Origin of the sequence: Allokutzneria albata (assembly GCF_900103775.1) — a bacterium.
Lineage (GTDB): Bacteria > Actinomycetota > Actinomycetes > Mycobacteriales > Pseudonocardiaceae > Allokutzneria > Allokutzneria albata.
Genome location: NZ_LT629701.1, coordinates 3292367 through 3308267, shown reverse-complemented (window position 1 = coordinate 3308267; position 15901 = coordinate 3292367). Strand labels below are relative to the sequence as shown.

Below are 15901 nucleotides of genomic sequence, written 5' to 3'. Positions count from 1 at the left end.
CTCTGGGTGACCGTGATCGCGGCGCTGACCGCCTGTACCGCCCCGGCTCCAGTGGAGGCGCCGCCTGTCGAGTTCCCTGAACGGGTTGCGAGCGCCTTGAAGTACGCCGAAAGCCGCCCCGGCGTGACCGGGATCGTGGTGCGCGACCGGCGAACTGGCGCGGTGTGGCGAAACCAGGCGGCGTCCACCCATGCGTGGGCGTGTTCGACGCCGAAGCTTGCCATGGTTGTGGACTTGTTGCTGCGCAATGACTCCGGAGCTGTGCGGTTGAGCGACGAAGACCGGAAGCTCATGCACGACGCGCTGCACACGAGCGACAACGACGCGGCGCACAAGCTGTGGAATCGTTTCGGCGCAGAGGCGGCCTTCGAGCCGGGGCTTCGCGCGCGCGGGATGACGGACATGCGGTTCACCCCGGAGCACCCGCACCACTGGGGTTGGATCCTGACCACCCCGGAGGACCTGGACCGTGTGATCACCTTCGTGCTGAACATGGTGCCCGCCAAGCACCGTGACTACCTCGTCGGCGAGATGCGCGCAGTGGCGCCCAACCAGCAGTGGGGAGTGTGGGCTGCGGGCCCGAAAGCCGTGCCCGGCCTCAAGAACGGCTGGTCCGACGACAACGCCGACGGGTCGTGGGTGGTGAACTCGGTCGGGTTCGCCGGACCGGGGGAGCGCTACACGGTCGCGATCATGAGCAACACCAAGGTGATCGACAGGGGATTCGACGTCGGGGTCGAGACGACCTCGACGATCAGCTCGATGCTGTTCGAGGGGTACTTCCGCTGACGCGCAGCTCGTAGCGGAGGTCACCGGTCTCGACGGTGATCCGTGGCGGCAGTTCGCGTCCAGCCGCCCGCCAGGCGTACACAATGGACGGGAACCCGGAGGGATCGCCGTCCCCGTACAGGTCCCACGTCCGCCCGTCGCGGCTGGTGACGCGCGCGTGCCCGTCGCCGATGACAGCGACGATCTCCCGGTCCTCCAGTTCGATGGACTCGTCGGCATACCGGAACAGGATGTCGGCGTTGCGCCGGACGTCACGACCGGCGTGCAGGGCGTGCGCGACGATATGACTGTCCTCTATGGACTGCGGCTCGATGCCGAAGCGGGTCAGGTGGGTGACGTCGCCGACCTCGCAGCTCACCGTGCAGGCGGTCACGCGACCCCCGTCGAGTCCCCGGACATCGATCGGTTCGACCACGACATCGCTTGTGGGGGCGGGAAGATCGAGCAGCCGGTAGCAGAGTTCGCGCAGCAGCCCGGCCGACTCGTCCGGCGCATCGGTGACCAGATCCGTGACTGCCTGGTACCGGCCGGCGGAATGCTCGGCGACGGCTCGATCGACCTGTACGCGCAAGGGCCGCGTCGGGTCGAGCCGGGGAGCGAGCTCGCCGAGCACGTCGACGGCAGTTCCTGGTGGCACATCGGGGAAAGCGCCGAGCAGCACCGGTTTGCCGAGCGCCGCACCGTATGCCGTCACCGAGCCGTTGTCACCGATCACGCAGTCCGCCGCGATCAGCGAGGCTCGCCAGCCCTCGATCTCCGGCACCAGGGTCAAGCCCGCGCGCAGGCAGTCCTTGAACCAGCGCCGAACCTCGGACGGGCCGTGGTGGTGCCAGACGTTGGGGTGCACGATCGCCACGACGCGGTACTCGTCGACGGGCAACTCGGCCAGCAACCGGCGGATCAGCTCCGGCCCGGACCCGAGCAGTGACTCCTCTGACCAGGTCGAGGACACCGCGACGATCGTGCGGCCGCGGGCGTCGAGAGCGCGTCTGTAGTGCTCACGCAGCCCCCTGCTGGCCCGCATGCGGTCGAAGCACGGATCACCCGCGAGGACCGCGGTCGGTACCGCGGCGGCGGGGAGGTGCTGAACCTGTGCGCGGTGCGGGAACACGAGCGCCTCGGCGAGGGGTTCGCCCTCGCGCAGCACCCACTCGGCGGAAACCCCGAAAACCTCCGAACCGGCAACCGATTTCCGATTTCCGATTTCCGATTTCCGATTTCCGGGCGAGTATTTAGTGTATCCGATTCCGTGTGAGAGAATCATCAGGGGAGTGGTGAGTTCGGCCAGTCCGCCGTGGTGACTGGCGGCGATCGCCAGGTCGAAGCGGATCCGGGTGGCCTCCTCCCACGGGATCGTCCGCATTCCGAGTTCTTCGACCGCTTCGCGCAAACCGTGGCTGAACGGGTCGGAACCGCTCCACGTCGCGACGAGCTGGACCCGGAAGTCGGAGTCGAACACGGGAAGGACGTCGAGCATTCGCGTGAGCGTGGTGATGTTGTGCAGAACGACGAGCACGACGCGCGTCGGCGACACCGTTGCCCAGTTCATGAACGCCAGTGGGCGGGGCGGGTGAGCGTGGACGGGATGGTCGTGCGGGCGTCGCCCTGCGCGGCGTTCACCTGGGTCTGCGTCAGGAACAGGCTCTCGGCGAGCTTCGCCCCGGCCACGTTCGCATCGCGGAGGTCCGCGCCGATCACATCCGCCGACCGCAGATCCGCGTCCCGGAGATCGGCGCCGATCAGGTAGGCGCCACGCAGGTTCGCGCCTCGGAGGTCCGCGCGGCGGAGCTTGGCGCCGATGAGGTCGGCCCCGCGACGACTGCGGGACTTGAACCCGGCGCGCACGAGCTCGCTGGCGCGCAACAGCAGGACGTTGACCTCCTGGCGGTGCGCGGCGACGTCGAGCTTGGCGAGCGCGTCGGCGGTGTCATCGGTCAGCGCCGTTGTCGTGGCGAGCATCGCGCGGAGATCGGCGTGCATCTGCTTGGTGGCCGGATGCACGAGCGCCTCGGTGAGGTACCACAGCAGCTCGTGCAGCTGGCGCATGACCGGGAAGACTTCGAACATCTTGCTCGCGGTCTCGGCGGAGCCACGCCAGTCCTGACCGTCGAAAGTGGACTGAGAGACCTTCTGGCCCGCGCCGAAGCAGTCGTAGACGGTGCAGCCCGAGAAACCCTCCGCGCGGAGCGTGTTGTGGATGCCGCAGCGGAAGTCCTGACGCAGGTTGGCGCACGGCTTGCCGATGGGCTTGTCCACCGCGAAATCCGAGGACGCGGAGAACGCCAGGGCCACGCAACACAGGCCGAAGCAGTTGCCGCAGTCAGACACGAGGGGCAGCGAACGCACCTGAGAAGTCTATTCCTCACCGGTCCCGGGCGAGCCCGGCACGGTCATCGCGGACAACGCGATCAACAGCGGCACCACGCGCACCTCGGGCACCGTGTACTGGCCGCGCCCGCTGGACTGGAGCCAGCCGGAGGCGGTGAGCTGGCGCAGGTGGTGGTAGATCTGCCCTGAGGTGCCCATGTCCTCGTGCTCCTGGAGCTGCGCGACCGTCCGCTCGCCGCGCACCACCTCCTGGAGCAGTCGCAGCCGCACGGGGTGCGCGAGCGCGCTGAAGGCGTTGCTGAACTCGGCCCAGTCGTGCCGAAGCAGCGCATGCGTGAAAGCGCCCTGCTGCCATTCGCAGTACTCGCCGTCCGGCAGCGTCACGACACCGGTGAAGAGCACCCCTCCCGCGGGCGCCATCGCGGGCTGTTCCGCGAGGCGTTCCCGCAGGCCGCGCAGGGCCCAGAACGCCTCGGCCTCCAGGCTCCCGTCCGCTTCGTCACTCGGACGGGGGAACTCCTCCAGCTTGGCCAGACGTGCTTCGACCTCGGCGAGGCGGGCCTCCAGGTGGAGGTAGCGCGCGTCGTCATCCACAACTCAAACGTACGCAAGTACGTGTTTTTCAACAAACCGTAGATATGCTGGGTGTCATGCGGGCATGGATACGCCGGTTCCTGCAGCGACCGGGAACCCTGGACCTCGCGCCCTTCCGCCGGCTGCTCGGGCCGATCGGGGAGCGCGAGGACGCGGTGCGCGAACTCGACGACGCCGAACTCACCGCCGCGGCCGAGCGGCTGCGCCGGGACGACGGGCGCGCGCTCGACCGCGCCGAGGTCATCGAGCTGTGCGCGCTGGGCAGGGAGATCGCTGACAGACGGCTCGGCGAGCGGCTCTTCGACGTCCAGTTGCTGGGCGTGCAGGCCCTGCTCGCGGGGCACGTCGCGCAGATGGCCACCGGTGAGGGCAAGACGCTGACCGCCGCCGTCGCCGCCGCGGGCTACGCGCTGCGCGGGCGCCGGGTGCACGTGCTGACCGTGAACGACTACCTCGCCCGCCGCGACGCGGAGTGGATGGAGCCGATCTACACCCAGCTCGGTGTGACGGTCGGCTGGGTCGGCCAGAGCTCCACCCACGAGCAGCGCCGCGAGGCGTACTCCCGCGACATCACCTACATCGCGGTCAACGAGGCGGGCTTCGACTACCTGCGCGACGGGGTCAGCGGCTCCGAGGACGAGCGAGTGCAGCCGGAGCCCGGCGTGGCCATCGTCGACGAGGCCGACTCGGTGATGGTCGACGAGGCGCGGGTGCCGCTCGTGCTCGCGGGCACCGTCGCCCCCGAGGAGGTGGGCGACCCGAAGATCGTCCGAGTGGTCGGCTCGCTGCGCAAGGACCTGCACTACGAGACCGACGCCGACGACCGCAACGTCCACCTCACCGAACTGGGCAGCCAGGTCGTGGAGAAGGCGCTGGGCATCGACCTCTACGACGCCGACAACTTCTCCACGCTCGCCGCGGTCAACATCGCCCTGCACGCGCACGCGTTGCTGCACAAGGACATCGACTACATCGTCCGCGACGGCAAGGTGCAGCTGATCAGCGAGTCGCGCGGCCGCGTGCACCTGCGGCAGCGCTGGCCGGACGGCCTGCAGGCCGCGGTCGAGGCGAAGGAGACCGTCGCGCTGACCGACAGCGGCGAGATCCTGGACAGCATCACGATGCAGGGCTTCCTCCGCCGCTACCCGGTGCTCGCGGGCATGACCGGCACCGCCGTCGCGGTCGGCGAGCAGCTGCAGGAGTTCTACAAGCTGGAGATCGCGGCCATCCCGCCGAACGTGCCGTGCGTGCGCGAGGACGAGAAGGACCGCCTGTTCACCACGGTGGAGCGCAAGGAGGATGCGCTCGTCGCCGAGATCGTCGAGCAGCACGCCAAGGGCCGCCCGGTCCTCGTCGGCACGCTCGACGTCTCCGAGTCCGAGCGCCTGGCCAAGCGGCTGCTCGCGGCCGAGGTGCCGTGCGCGGTGCTCAACGCCAAGAACGACGCCGAGGAAGCGGCGATCATCGCCGAGGCGGGCAGCTACGGCGCGGTCACCGTCTCCACCCAGATGGCGGGGCGCGGCACCGACATCCGCCTCGGCGGGCGCGACGCCGCCGACCACGAGCGCGTCGCCGAGCTGGGCGGGCTCTACGTGATCGGCTCGGGCCGCTACCCCAGCAGCCGCCTCGACGACCAGCTGCGCGGCCGCGCCGGGCGGCAGGGCGACCCCGGCGGTTCGGTGTTCTTCACCAGCCTCCAGGACGAGCTCGTCCAGCACTACGCCAAGGACGAGATCCCCTTGGACGTCGAGGACACCGCCGAGGCGCTCACCCACTCCGGCGCGCAGCTCGCCGTCGACCACGCCCAGCGGGTCGCCGAGGGCGTCGTGATGGAGATCCACCGCAACACCTGGCGCTACCACCAGCTCATCGAGCACCAGCGCGCGCTGCTCAAGCAGTACCGCGAGAAGGTGCTCACCTCCGACATCGCCCTGGAGGGCTTGGAGGAGACCGCGCCGGACCGGGTGGAGCAGCTGCGCGAGACCGTCTCCGACGAGGTCCTCGCCGACGTGGCGCGGCGGATCGAGCTGCACCACCTCGACCAGCGGTGGGCGGAGCACCTAGCGTTCCTGACGGATCTGCGCGAGGGCATCCACCTGCACGCGCTGGCGCGGCAGAACCCGCTCGACGAGTTCCACCGCGCCGCGGTGCCCGCGTTCAACCGGCTGCGCTCGGAGGTGCGCGAGCGCTCGGCGGAGACCTTGGAGAAGGCCGAGATCACCGACGAGAAGGGCATCGACCTGGAGTCGGCCGGGGTGCGCAAGCCGAGCGCGACGTGGACCTACGTGGTGCACGACAACCCGTTCGGCTCCGAGGCCGAGCGCGCGATGGGCTCCGTCGTCGCCGTGCTCCGCGGAAAGCGCCGCCGCCGCTAGGCGAGGACGACCTGGTCCTTCTCGACCTTGACGGCCACCGTCTTGAGGCCGGACTTGGCGGGGCCGCCGGTCACCGAGCCGCTCGCGGTGTCGAAGGTGCTGCCGTGCAGCGGGCACTTGATCGTGCTTCCGGTGGGCGGCTGCACCGTCGCGCCCGCGTGCGGGCAGGTCGGGTCGTAGCCCTTGACCTCGGTCTCGCTGGTCCGCACGAGCAGCACCTTCCGCCCGCCCGCGTCGACCAGCTTGCCCCCACCGACCGGCACGTCTGCCAGCGCGGCCAGCGGTCCGGTCGTCGGCTGCTGCTGGGGAGCGGAACTGCTGCTGGGCTGCGGCTGCTGGGTGGGCTGACCGCCGCACGCGGCGAGCACGCAGGGCAGGGCGAGGCCGGTGGCGGCGAGGACGTTGCGGCGCGTGGTGGGCACGGGCACCTCCATAGGTTCGGGTAACCCTGCACTACGGACGGGCGCGCCGCTTGGTTCAGCCGAGCCGATTCGGGCTATCACTGGGAGGCCAGAAACCCGAGCAACGCGAAAGTGGTGCAACCGGTCATGAAGCTGCTGTTCACCCCGGCCAGGATGCTCGCGGGAGTCCTCGGCGGCATCGCCGCCAGCGCGGCGTCCGGCCAGATCTGGAAGCTGGTCTCCGGGACCAAGGAGGCGCCCGACGCCACCGACCGCGACCACGGCTGGGGCGAGGTGATCGCCGCGGCAGCCCTCCAGGGCGCGGTGTTCGCCGTGGTCAAAGCCGCGATCGACCGGGGGAGCGCGGTCGCCTACCACCGTGCCACCGGGGAGTGGCCGGACAAGTAACGCTCCGCCCGCGCGGTTCGGCATGCTGGTGGCATGACCAAGACGCGCTGGACCGCCGAGCAGATCCCGGACCAGGAGGGCAGGACCTTCGTGGTGACGGGCGCGAACAGCGGCCTCGGCTACGAGACCGCCCGCGCCCTCGCCGCGAAGGGCGCCCGGGTCGTGCTGACCGCGCGCAACGCCGAGCGCGGCCGCGCCGCCCTCGCCAAGATCCGGGTCGAGTACCCCAACGCGGACCTGGAGCTGGCCTCGCTCGACCTGGCCGACCTGGACTCCGTGCGGGCCTTCGCGGCCGGCCTCGACGAGCCGGTGGACGTCCTGGTCAACAACGCCGGCGTGATGATGCCGCCGCGCACCCTGACCAAACAGGGCTTCGAGTCCCAGTTCGCCACCAACCACCTCGGCCACTTCGCGCTCACCGGCCTGCTGCTGGAGCGCCTCCGCTCCCGCGTGGTCACCGTGACGTCCGGCCTGCACCGCCGCGGCACCATCCAGTTCGACGACCTCACCGGTTCCCGCGTGTACTCACCCGTCGACGCCTATGCGCAGTCCAAGCTCGCGAACGTGCTTTTCGCCCTTGAGCTCGACCGGCGTTTTCGCGCGGCCGGGTCTTCTGTGGTGAGTGCGTACGCGCATCCCGGGTACTCGGCGACCAATCTTCAGTCCAGTGGTCCTACGGGGTTGTTGAACCTGCTGATGAAGCCGGCGAATTTGTTGGTCGCGCAGAGCGCGGAGCAGGGGGCGCTGCCGCAGTTGTACGCAGCCACGGCCGAGGATGTCTCGGGCGGGGATTTCTTCGGGCCGGACGGCTTGGGGGAGATGCGGGGATATCCGAAACGGGTGCAGCCGGTGAGTGGGGCTACTGACCCGGAGACCGCTCGGAAGTTGTGGGAGGTTTCGGAGGAGTTGACCGGGGTGTCGTACTCCTTTTGATCCGGGGCCGGGCTTCCGGCGTGAGGGTCGGTTCGGTGTGGTCGGCGAAGACGGGTCAGTCGAGCTTCTTCTGCAGTTCTCGCATTCCGGCCAGCCAGTGATCGGTGTCGGCGCCGCGGTGCGCGTAGTACTTGGCCACCTCGGCGTGCGGCAGGATCAGGAACCGGCCGTCGCCCAGGGCGTCCACGGTGATCCGCGCGACCTCGGCCGCCTCCATCGCGTTCGGCTTCAGCAGCAGCTCGCCCATCCGGCCGGTGTTCTCGATCATGTCGGTGCGCACTCCCTGCGGGCACAAGCACTGCACCGTGATGCCGCGATGCCCGTAGGTCGCCGACATCCACTCGGCGAAGCTGAACGCGGCGTGCTTGCTCACCGAATACGGGGCCGCTCCCAACGACATGAGCATTCCCGCCGCGGACACCGTGCTCAGGAAATGCCCGTGACCCCTTTCCAGCCACGGTCCCACCAACAGCCGCGCGGCGCGCACGTGCGACATGACGTTGACCTGCCAGGCCCGCTCCCAGTCGCCCTCTGCCGCGTCCGGCCCGCCGATCGGGGCGATCCCGGCGTTGGCGCAGTACAGGTCGATCTCCCCAAGCGCATCGCGAGCCGACGCGATCAGGCGTTCGACGCCGTCCTCCGACGCGGCGTCCCCGGGGACGGCGGTCCCGCCGACCTCTTCCGCCACGCGCCGCGCCGCGTCACCGTCCAGGTCGTTCACCACGACCCGGGCACCACGCGCGGCCAGCTCCCGCACCAGCGCCGCGCCGATCCCGTTCCCGCCGCCGGTGACGACCACCCCGGCCCCGTCGAGCTGCATCCTCGTTGCTCCTTATGGACGAACTTCTCTGCGGTGGACATGCATGGCGGCGGGGAAAGTGTCCCCCGTCTGTCTGCAATCCGGTATCCGGGTGCGAGAAAGCCGGTCCGGCATGGCACGTTGGGAGAGCCAAGCGGAAGTCGTGCCGCCCGCAGCCGGTCTAGCGCGGCGATCGCTTCCGGCGATGCACCCAGGGGAACGGTGCGAGGGGTCGGGGATGAGTGACGCGGTGCGGGCGGCGCCAAGGCAGTCCACAGTGGACAACATGGTTTCCGTTGATATATGAGGAAATCTCGTCCAAGTGGATGCGATGCACGGATCCATCCATGTGCGCAACCAGATGGACGCGGTCGTGCCTCGGCAATTGCAGCGCTACGTCGACCTAGGCGGCTTCTCCACGATCAGTCCGGCCGATCCGGCCGACGTGCTCGGCCAGTTCCTGCGCGCCCTCGGTGTCCCCTCGGAGCAGGTGCCGGTCTCGCTGCAGGAGAGCCCGGCGTTCAGGTCCGTTACGGCCGAGAAGTCGTTGGCGATCTTCCTGGACAACGCCTTCTCCCGCGCGCAGGTCGTGCCACTGCTGCCGGACTCACCGGAGAGCGTGGTCGTGGTCGCGAGCAGGCACCGGCTGGGCAGCCTGCACGCGGAGGGCGCCGCGGTCGAACTGCGCCCCCTCGACCAGGCCGCCTCGGTGGAGCTGCTGGCGGAGCTGGTCGGGGAGGATCGGGCGCGGTCGGAGCCGGCCTCGGCGCGGCTGGTGGCCCGTCCCGGGTGTGGATGGTGATCTTCACATCGGCCCGGCGCTACCGCATCCGCATCGGGGCGGAACCGGTGAGCACGCCCATCCCGCCGGTGGCCAGCCGCGGCGCAGTCAGGCGAGCAGTGACCGCAGTTCCGCGGCCCGGTCGCCGCCCTCGACGGTGATTCGGACTTCCACCCCTGCACCCCTAGGAAGATCCGCAGGGTAACGGGCGGTGCCGGGCGTCGGCGCCGGTCTCAGGGAATCGCCTGAGAGCCCCGGCGGCTTGACTGGTGCGCCCCCGTGGGGAATCCTCTCCTCCCATCCCGGCTGTAAAGGTTTTCAGTCACCCGCCCGGGGCAGAACTGTAAACGTTTCCAGTCCGAGTCCGAGTGGAGGGTGGCGTGGCGAGCGCAGACGGCGGACCGGCGACGATCGAGACGATCGCGCGGCGGGCGGGCGTGTCCATCGCGTCGGTGTCCCGGGTGCTCAACGGGCTCGGCGGACGGCCGGACACGGTGCGCAAGGTCCAGGCCGCCGCGACGGAGCTGGGCTACGTGCCGAACGCGATGGCGCGGTCGCTGCGCGGCGGGCGGTCGGGGCAGATCGCCTTCGCCATGGAGGACATCGGCAACCCCGTCTACGTCGCGATGGTGCGGCGCATCCAGGCGGTGGCCAGGGAGGCCGGGTTCCGGCTGCTGCTGCACTCCACCGGGGCCGATCGCGAGGAGGAGCTGCGCGCGCTGCGCAGTCTCGCCGACCGGCACACCGAGGGCCTGATCATCTCGCCGATCCGGATCACCCAGGACCACCTGGACGAGCTGCGCCGGGCGGTGGCGCCGGTGGTGGTGATCGGTTCGCTGCCGGAGGGCATCGCGCTGGACAACGTGCGGGTGGACTCCCGGGTGGGCGCCGCGATGGCGGTCGCGCACCTGGCCGGGATCGGGCGCAGGCGGATCGGGTTCCTCAACGGCCCGCTCGACACGGTGCCCGGACAGGCGCGCCACCAGGGCTACCTGGACGGCCTCGGCACGGCCGACCTGCCGGTGGACGAGGAGCTGGTGGAGTTCGGGGAGTTCCGGACGGACTCGGGCGCCGACGCGGCGCTGCGGCTGCTGGAGCGCGTCCCGGACCTGGACGGCCTGTTCTGCGCGAACGACCTGATCGCGGTCGGCGCGCTGCGGGCACTGAGGGAGGCGGGGCGCCGCGTTCCCGACGACGTCGCGGTGGTCGGCATGGACGACACCGAGCTGGCACGTGTTACCTGGCCGACCCTGACCAGCGTGGGGCTGGGGTCGGCGCGGCGCGGGGAGCTCGCGGCAGAGCTGCTCGTCGACCGGCTCGGGGAGGGCCGGGACCGCGAACCGAGATGGGTGTCGGTGACACCCGAACTTGTCGCGCGAGAGTCCACCCGTTCCTAGCCCTTTTCGAGAGAGGCGACCCTGGCCCATGACCATGACCGCTGTGCGAGAGCCATTGAAGTCTCCGCCGCGGCGCGCGCGCGGAAAAGGCCCGTTGGGGCTGGAGCGCGACGCCTGGTTCCTGGTGCTCCCCGTCCTGATCCCGATCCTGCTGCTCAGCGTCGGCCCGCTGGTCTACGGGCTGTTGCTGGGGTTCACCAACGCCAGCTTCGGCCGCGAGTCCGTCACCGCGGTCACCGGCGTCGACAACTTCACCGATCTCGCGCAGGACTCGCTGTTCTGGGCGTCCTTCAGGATCGGTCTGGTCTGGGCGGTCGTGGTGACCGCGCTGCAGTTCGTGCTGTCGCTCGGATTGGCGTTGCTGCTCAACCAGAACCTGCGGCTGCGGTGGCTGGCGCGCACGCTCGCGCTGGTGCCGTGGGCCATGCCGGAGGTCGTCGTCGGCATCATGTGGCGGCTGGTCTACCACTCCGACGCGGGCGTCCTGAACCACACGCTGCGCGACGCCGGCCTGCTCGACGACAACGTGGACTGGCTGGCCACCTTCGGCATGGCGCTGCCCGCGGTGATCGTGGTGGGCGTGTGGGCGGGCATGCCGCAGACCACGGTGACGTTGCTGGCGGGCCTGCAGAACGTGCCGAAGACCCTGCACGAGGCGGCCGCGATCGACGGAGCCGGGCCGCTGCGCCGGTTCTGGGTGGTGACCTGGCCGTCGCTGCGCCCGGTGGTCACGGCGATCACCGCGCTGAACTTCATCTGGAACTTCAACTCCTTCGGCCTGGTCTACGTGCTGACGCAGGGCGGGCCGGGCGGCGAGACGCGGCTGCCGATGCTGTTCGCCTACGAGGAGGCGTTCAAGTACGGCCAGTTCGGCTACGCCGCCGCGATGGGGTCGGTGATGGTCGCGGTGATCGCGATCTTCCTCGCGGTGTACCTGCGCTCGCGGCTGAAGGAGGTCGACCAGTGAAGCGGACGGCCCAGTACCTAGGAATGTACACAGCACTCCTGTGCTACCTCGTCTTCCTCGGATTCCCCTTGGTGTGGCTGGTTTCCACCGCTTTCAAGGGGCCGCGCGAGCTGGCCTCGATCGACCCGACGTGGATTCCGCGCGAGGCGACCACGGCGAACTTCTCGACCGCGTTCACCGAGCAGCCGCTGTTGCAGGCGGGCATGAACAGCCTCACCATCGCGGTGTCCTCGTCGCTGATCACGATGGTGCTCGCGGTGCCCGCCGCCTACGTGCTCGCGCGCTACCGCTCGACGCTGACCCGGCTGACCACGGGCTGGATCCTGGTCAGCCAGATGTTCCCGTTCGTGCTCGTGATCATCCCGTTGTTCCTGCTGCTCAAGAGCTTCTACCTGGTGGACTCGCAGGCCGGGCTGGTCATGGTCTACGTGGTGTGGAACCTGCCCTTCACGCTCTGGATGATCCAGGGCTACGTCCGCGCGATCCCGCCGGAGCTGGAGGAAGCCGCCTCCGTCGATGGTGCGAGCCGGGGAAAGGCGTTGTGGCACATCGTCTTCCCGCTGCTCACCCCCGGTCTCGTCGCGACGGTGATGTTCTCCTTCATCAGCGCGTGGAACGAGTTCTTCTTCGCGCTGGTGCTGCTGAAGACGCCGGAGAAGCAGACGCTTCCCGTGCTGCTGACCAGGTTCCTCGGCGCGGAGGGCGTCGCCGACCTCGGCCCGCTCGCCGCGGCCGCGCTGGTGACCACGATCCCGAGCCTGCTGTTCTTCATGTTCATCCAGCGCCGGCTGACCGCCGGCATGCTTACCGGGGCGGTGAAGGGATGAAGCGGATCCTCGTCCTGATGGTGCTCGCGCTCGTCGGGTGCTCGGCCACGCCCAAGTCCGACGTGGTGAAGCTGCGTTTCCTCAGCCTGGCCTGGCAGAAGGAATCCGTCGCGGTGAACAAGCAGATCGTGGCGGAGTGGAACCGCACCCACCCCAGGGTGCAGGTGGAGTACGTGCCGGGCAGCTGGGACAGCATCCACGACCAGCTGCTCACCTCCTTCGCGGGCGGTGAGGCCGCCGACGTCATCCACAACTCCTCCGACGACCTCTCGGAGTTCGCCCACGGCGGCTACCTCGCCGACCTCACCACCCTGCTGCCCGCGGGCCTGAAGGCCGACATCCCGGAGGCCACCTGGGAGACCACGCGCTTCAAGCAGGGCGTCTACGGGGTGCCGTTCCTCCAGGAGCCCAAGGTGATCCTGGCCAACCGCGCGCTGCTCACCCAGGCGGGCGTGCGCTTCCCGACCCCGGACAGGCCGTGGACCTGGGACGAGTTCGCCGAGATCAGCAAGAAGCTGACCAGGGACACCTCCGGCGACGGCAAGGCCGACCAGTACGGCTTCGCCTGGCCGATGAAGCAGCCCGTCAGCACGATGTTGAACCTCGCGCTGAACTTCGACGGGAGGTTCTTCTACCCGCGGGACGGCAAGGTGCTGGCCGACGTCGGCCCGGCCGAGCGGCAGGTGCTCCAGCGCGTGCACGCGCAGCTGCACACCGACGGCTCGGCGGCGCCCGGCGCGCTGGGCATGAGCGGGTCGGACTCGCTGCCCGGGTTCTTCGCGGGCAAGTACGCCATGGTCTCGCTCGGCCTGTCCTACCGGCAGCAGATGCGCCAGCAGGCGCCGAAGGGCTTCGACTGGGTGACCTTGCCGCCGCTGTCCGGGACCGGACCGGAACAGGGCGTGAGCCCGCAGACCCTGTCGATCTCCGAAGACAGCCCGCACAAGCGGGAAGCCATGGAATTCATCGACCATCTGGTCAACCCGCGCAACACCGCGCGGCTGGCGCTGGGGGACTGGATGCTGCCGACCAGCACGAAGGCGATGGCCGCTCCGGAGCTGAACACGACGGAGTTCGGCTGGAACGTCGGCGTCGCGGCGGGCGCGGCCTTGCGCACCTCGCCGTCGCAGCGGGTGCGCGGCTACGCGGAGTGGAAGGACAAGATCGCCACCCCGGCTTTCCAGCAGTACTTCCGGAACCAGATCAGTATTGACGAGCTGAGCCGGAAACTGACCGAGGACGGGAACCGAGTGTTGGCCAGGTACCAGCGATGACGGTCGAGAAGGCCAGGGGAGCGCTCCTCGGGCTCGCGGTGGGTGACGCCCTCGGCGCGCCCGCGGAGAACCTGTCGCGGGCGGAGATCGCCCGGCGCTGGGGCCGCGTCGAGGACTTCGTCTCCGACGATCCGGTCGGCACGGACGACACCGAGTACGCGGTGTTCTCCGCGCTGCTGCTGATCGAGCACGGCGCGGCGCTCTCGCCTTCGGACGTGGAGAAGGCCTGGCGGGAGTCCATTGTGGACCAGCCGCTGAAGGGCGCCGGGTTCAGCGAGCGCGGGACCGTGGAGAACCTGCGACGCGGTCTCGCGGCCCCGCTCAGCGCCCAGCACCGGCACGGGTGGAGCGATGGCCTCGCCATGCGCGCCACGCCTTTCGGGGTGTTCGCGGCCGGTGACCCGGCGGAGGCCGCGCGCCTGGTCGCGGTAGACGGCTCGATCAGTCACGAGGGTGAGGGCATCCTCGGCGGCCAGGCCGTCGCGGGCGCCGTCGCCGCGGCGATGGGCGGAGCATCGCTGGACGAGGCGATCGCGGCGGGCCTCGCGGTGATCCCCGAGGACTCGTGGACATCTCGCGCGATCCGCGAAGCCGTTGCGGCGCAGTCGGAAGACGAGATGCTGAACGCGGTGGTCGTGCGCGACTACCCGTGGACGGATCTCGCGCCGGAGGCCGTCGCACTGGCGTTCGGAGCGCTCGTCCTGGCGCGGGGCGACGTCCGCTCCGCGATCCTCACCGCGGTCAACATGGGCCGCGACGCCGACACCACCGCGGCGATCGCGGGTGCGATCGCCGGCGCGCTCAACGGTGAGGCCGCCGTCCCCCAGGAGTGGCCCGAGCAGATCGGCCCGGTCCGCGGCGCCTGCATCAGCGCGGTGGCCGGGCACCACATCACCACTGTGGCCAGCACCCTCCACGCCACCCGGGTCCCCCCGTCTCCACGTACCACGAACCCCCGCGTCGATCATCATCTTCCGCAGCAAACCCCCACGGCCGTTCACCACGTGCGGACGAAGCGCCAGGGCGGGAGCGTGGTCGGCGCGCTGATCGGGCTGGCCGTGGGCGACGCGCTGGGGTGGCCGGCCGCGAAGCACCGGGCGGGGAAGCTGCCCGCGTGGACGCGGCGCCTGGCCCGCGAGCTGGACACCTTCGCCGAGGAGCACGGGGTGAGCAGCCTGCCCGTGCCGATGGCGTTGAACCAGCCGACGGAAGCGCTCCGGCTCGCGCCGTCCGACGACGCCGAGTGGGCGGTCTTCTCCGCGCTCGCCGCGGTGGACGGAGCCGACGCGCTGCGGACCGCGTGGATCGAGCTGGCGGGCAGCGACCAGCAGCCGGTCACCGCGCGGATCTCCGTGCGAGTCGGGCTCGCCAACCTGGCCAAGGGGCTGCGCCCACCCGCGAGCGGCCACGACAACCCGCACTTCTTCGACGACGCCGCGTGCGCCCGAGCCGTGGGGCTGGCGACGTTGCTGCCGGGCGATCCCGCTGGCGCCGCCGCGCTGGCCGAGGTCGACGCGCGGCACACCCAGGACGGTGACGGGGTGCTCGGGGCGCGCGCGATGGCCGCGGCGATCTCCGCGGCGCTCGGCGGTGCCACACCGCGGGAGGCCGTCGACGCTGCGCTGCTGGAGCTGCCGGAAGGCAGCGAGATCGGCCGCAACGCCCGACGTGCTGTCCACTATGGGCGGAACAGTGACACGTTCAGCATGATCCCCTTGCTGGAGAACGGGATCGTCGACCACGTGTACAGCTACGGCATCGCCGCCGCGGAGACCGTCCCGGTCGCGCTGGCCCTGGTGCTGGCGTCCGGGGCGCGCTTCGGCGAGGCGGTCTCGGCCGCCGCGTGCCTGTCCCGGCTGGCCGATTCCGCGCCCGCGCTGACCGGCGCCCTCGCCGGGGCGCTGTCCGGGGAGGTGCCGCTGACCTGGCGGGCGAGCTGCCGGGAGCTGCGCGGGACGAGCCTGCCGTGGCTGGCCGGGACGGATCTCATCGACCTCGCGGGCCGCATCACCGCCCGCGGCAACTGAA

Annotated in this window: 15 protein-coding genes; 10 read left to right on the top strand and 5 right to left on the bottom strand. The window is 70.3% G+C overall.

The features are described from left to right. The first annotated feature begins 6 nt into the window (after window positions 1-6). Window positions 7-789, top strand: coding sequence for a serine hydrolase (locus tag BLT28_RS14940; protein WP_231950791.1), 783 nt, complete (start codon window positions 7-9; stop codon window positions 787-789). Here the strand turns inward: BLT28_RS14940 and BLT28_RS14935 are convergent. From BLT28_RS14935 to BLT28_RS14925, 3 genes are read right to left on the bottom strand one after another with little or no spacing between them, the layout of a single operon-like run. Beyond that, window positions 755-2338, bottom strand: a complete 1584-nt coding sequence (locus tag BLT28_RS14935) for a hypothetical protein (protein ID WP_156050911.1) — start codon at window positions 2336-2338, stop codon at window positions 755-757. The genes BLT28_RS14940 and BLT28_RS14935 overlap by 35 nt on opposite strands. Beyond that, a complete protein-coding gene (locus BLT28_RS14930; protein ID WP_030429486.1) occupies window positions 2335-3135 on the bottom strand; it encodes a pentapeptide repeat-containing protein in 801 nt (266 codons plus the stop codon). The genes BLT28_RS14935 and BLT28_RS14930 overlap by 4 nt, the downstream gene beginning before the upstream one ends. A 9-nt stretch (window positions 3136-3144) precedes the next feature. Beyond that, on the bottom strand, window positions 3145-3711 hold the full coding sequence (locus BLT28_RS14925) for an ArsR/SmtB family transcription factor (RefSeq protein WP_052407292.1): 567 nt from the start codon (window positions 3709-3711) through the stop codon (window positions 3145-3147). A gap of 56 nt (window positions 3712-3767) precedes the next feature. Here BLT28_RS14925 and secA2 point away from each other — a divergent pair, with 56 nt between their 5' ends. Then, window positions 3768-6086: an accessory Sec system translocase SecA2 gene (gene secA2, locus BLT28_RS14920; RefSeq protein ID WP_030429488.1), complete on the top strand. Its 2319-nt coding sequence runs from the start codon at window positions 3768-3770 to the stop codon at window positions 6084-6086. Here the strand turns inward: secA2 and BLT28_RS14915 are convergent. After that, window positions 6083-6508 carry a Rieske (2Fe-2S) protein gene (locus BLT28_RS14915; protein WP_231950790.1) on the bottom strand — a complete coding sequence of 142 codons (426 nt, stop codon included), beginning with the start codon at window positions 6506-6508 and terminating at the stop codon, window positions 6083-6085. The two genes, secA2 and BLT28_RS14915, sit on opposite strands and share 4 nt — an antisense overlap. A 126-nt stretch (window positions 6509-6634) precedes the next feature. On the opposite strand from BLT28_RS14915, the gene BLT28_RS14910 reads away from it, so the two are divergent. Together BLT28_RS14910 and BLT28_RS14905 are read left to right on the top strand one after the other, a co-directional pair. Next, window positions 6635-6895: a DUF4235 domain-containing protein gene (locus BLT28_RS14910; RefSeq protein WP_030429490.1), complete on the top strand. Its 261-nt coding sequence runs from the start codon at window positions 6635-6637 to the stop codon at window positions 6893-6895. A 33-nt stretch (window positions 6896-6928) separates the two neighbouring features. Further along, window positions 6929-7828: an oxidoreductase gene (locus BLT28_RS14905; protein ID WP_030429491.1), complete on the top strand. Its 900-nt coding sequence runs from the start codon at window positions 6929-6931 to the stop codon at window positions 7826-7828. 55 nt (window positions 7829-7883) lie between these two features. On the opposite strand, the gene BLT28_RS14900 is transcribed toward BLT28_RS14905, so the two are convergent. Continuing rightward, a complete protein-coding gene (locus tag BLT28_RS14900) occupies window positions 7884-8648 on the bottom strand; it encodes an SDR family oxidoreductase (RefSeq protein WP_030429492.1) in 765 nt (254 codons plus the stop codon). Between the two features lie 310 nt (window positions 8649-8958). Here BLT28_RS14900 and BLT28_RS14895 point away from each other — a divergent pair, with 310 nt between their 5' ends. The 6 genes from BLT28_RS14895 (at window position 8959) to BLT28_RS41370 (ending at window position 15900) form a co-directional block, all read left to right on the top strand. Next, window positions 8959-9429 (top strand): hypothetical protein, encoded by a 471-nt coding sequence (locus BLT28_RS14895; RefSeq protein WP_156050913.1) that lies wholly within the window; start codon window positions 8959-8961, stop codon window positions 9427-9429. 359 nt (window positions 9430-9788) lie between these two features. Then, entirely contained in the window at window positions 9789-10805 is a 1017-nt protein-coding gene (locus tag BLT28_RS14890) for a LacI family DNA-binding transcriptional regulator (protein WP_030429494.1), read from the top strand. Window positions 10806-10839: 34 nt separating this feature from the next. Beyond that, on the top strand, window positions 10840-11772 hold the full coding sequence (locus tag BLT28_RS14885) for a carbohydrate ABC transporter permease (protein WP_030429495.1): 933 nt from the start codon (window positions 10840-10842) through the stop codon (window positions 11770-11772). 23 nt (window positions 11773-11795) lie between these two features. After that, window positions 11796-12599, top strand: coding sequence for a carbohydrate ABC transporter permease (locus tag BLT28_RS14880; RefSeq protein ID WP_030429496.1), 804 nt, complete (start codon window positions 11796-11798; stop codon window positions 12597-12599). Continuing rightward, window positions 12596-13873: an ABC transporter substrate-binding protein gene (locus BLT28_RS14875; protein WP_030429497.1), complete on the top strand. Its 1278-nt coding sequence runs from the start codon at window positions 12596-12598 to the stop codon at window positions 13871-13873. Before BLT28_RS14880 ends, BLT28_RS14875 begins: the two co-directional genes overlap by 4 nt. Beyond that, entirely contained in the window at window positions 13870-15900 is a 2031-nt protein-coding gene (locus BLT28_RS41370) for an ADP-ribosylglycohydrolase family protein (protein ID WP_052407293.1), read from the top strand. Before BLT28_RS14875 ends, BLT28_RS41370 begins: the two co-directional genes overlap by 4 nt. Window position 15901 lies beyond the last annotated feature (1 nt).

Bases quoted from the DNA above. Each gene is read 5' to 3' on its own strand.
- BLT28_RS14880 (WP_030429496.1), top strand. From the start codon at position 11,796: ATGTACACAGCACTCCTGTGCTACCTCGTCTTCCTCGGATTCCCCTTG.
- BLT28_RS14875 (WP_030429497.1), top strand. From the start codon at position 12,596: ATGAAGCGGATCCTCGTCCTGATGGTGCTCGCGCTCGTCGGGTGCTCG.
- secA2 (WP_030429488.1), top strand. From the start codon at position 3,768: ATGCGGGCATGGATACGCCGGTTCCTGCAGCGACCGGGAACCCTGGAC.
- BLT28_RS41370 (WP_052407293.1), top strand. From the start codon at position 13,870: ATGACGGTCGAGAAGGCCAGGGGAGCGCTCCTCGGGCTCGCGGTGGGT.
- BLT28_RS14910 (WP_030429490.1), top strand. From the start codon at position 6,635: ATGAAGCTGCTGTTCACCCCGGCCAGGATGCTCGCGGGAGTCCTCGGC.
- BLT28_RS14935 (WP_156050911.1), bottom strand. From the start codon at position 2,338: ATGAACTGGGCAACGGTGTCGCCGACGCGCGTCGTGCTCGTCGTTCTG.
- BLT28_RS14905 (WP_030429491.1), top strand. From the start codon at position 6,929: ATGACCAAGACGCGCTGGACCGCCGAGCAGATCCCGGACCAGGAGGGC.
- BLT28_RS14885 (WP_030429495.1), top strand. From the start codon at position 10,840: ATGACCGCTGTGCGAGAGCCATTGAAGTCTCCGCCGCGGCGCGCGCGC.
- BLT28_RS14900 (WP_030429492.1), bottom strand. From the start codon at position 8,648: ATGCAGCTCGACGGGGCCGGGGTGGTCGTCACCGGCGGCGGGAACGGG.
- BLT28_RS14895 (WP_156050913.1), top strand. From the start codon at position 8,959: ATGCACGGATCCATCCATGTGCGCAACCAGATGGACGCGGTCGTGCCT.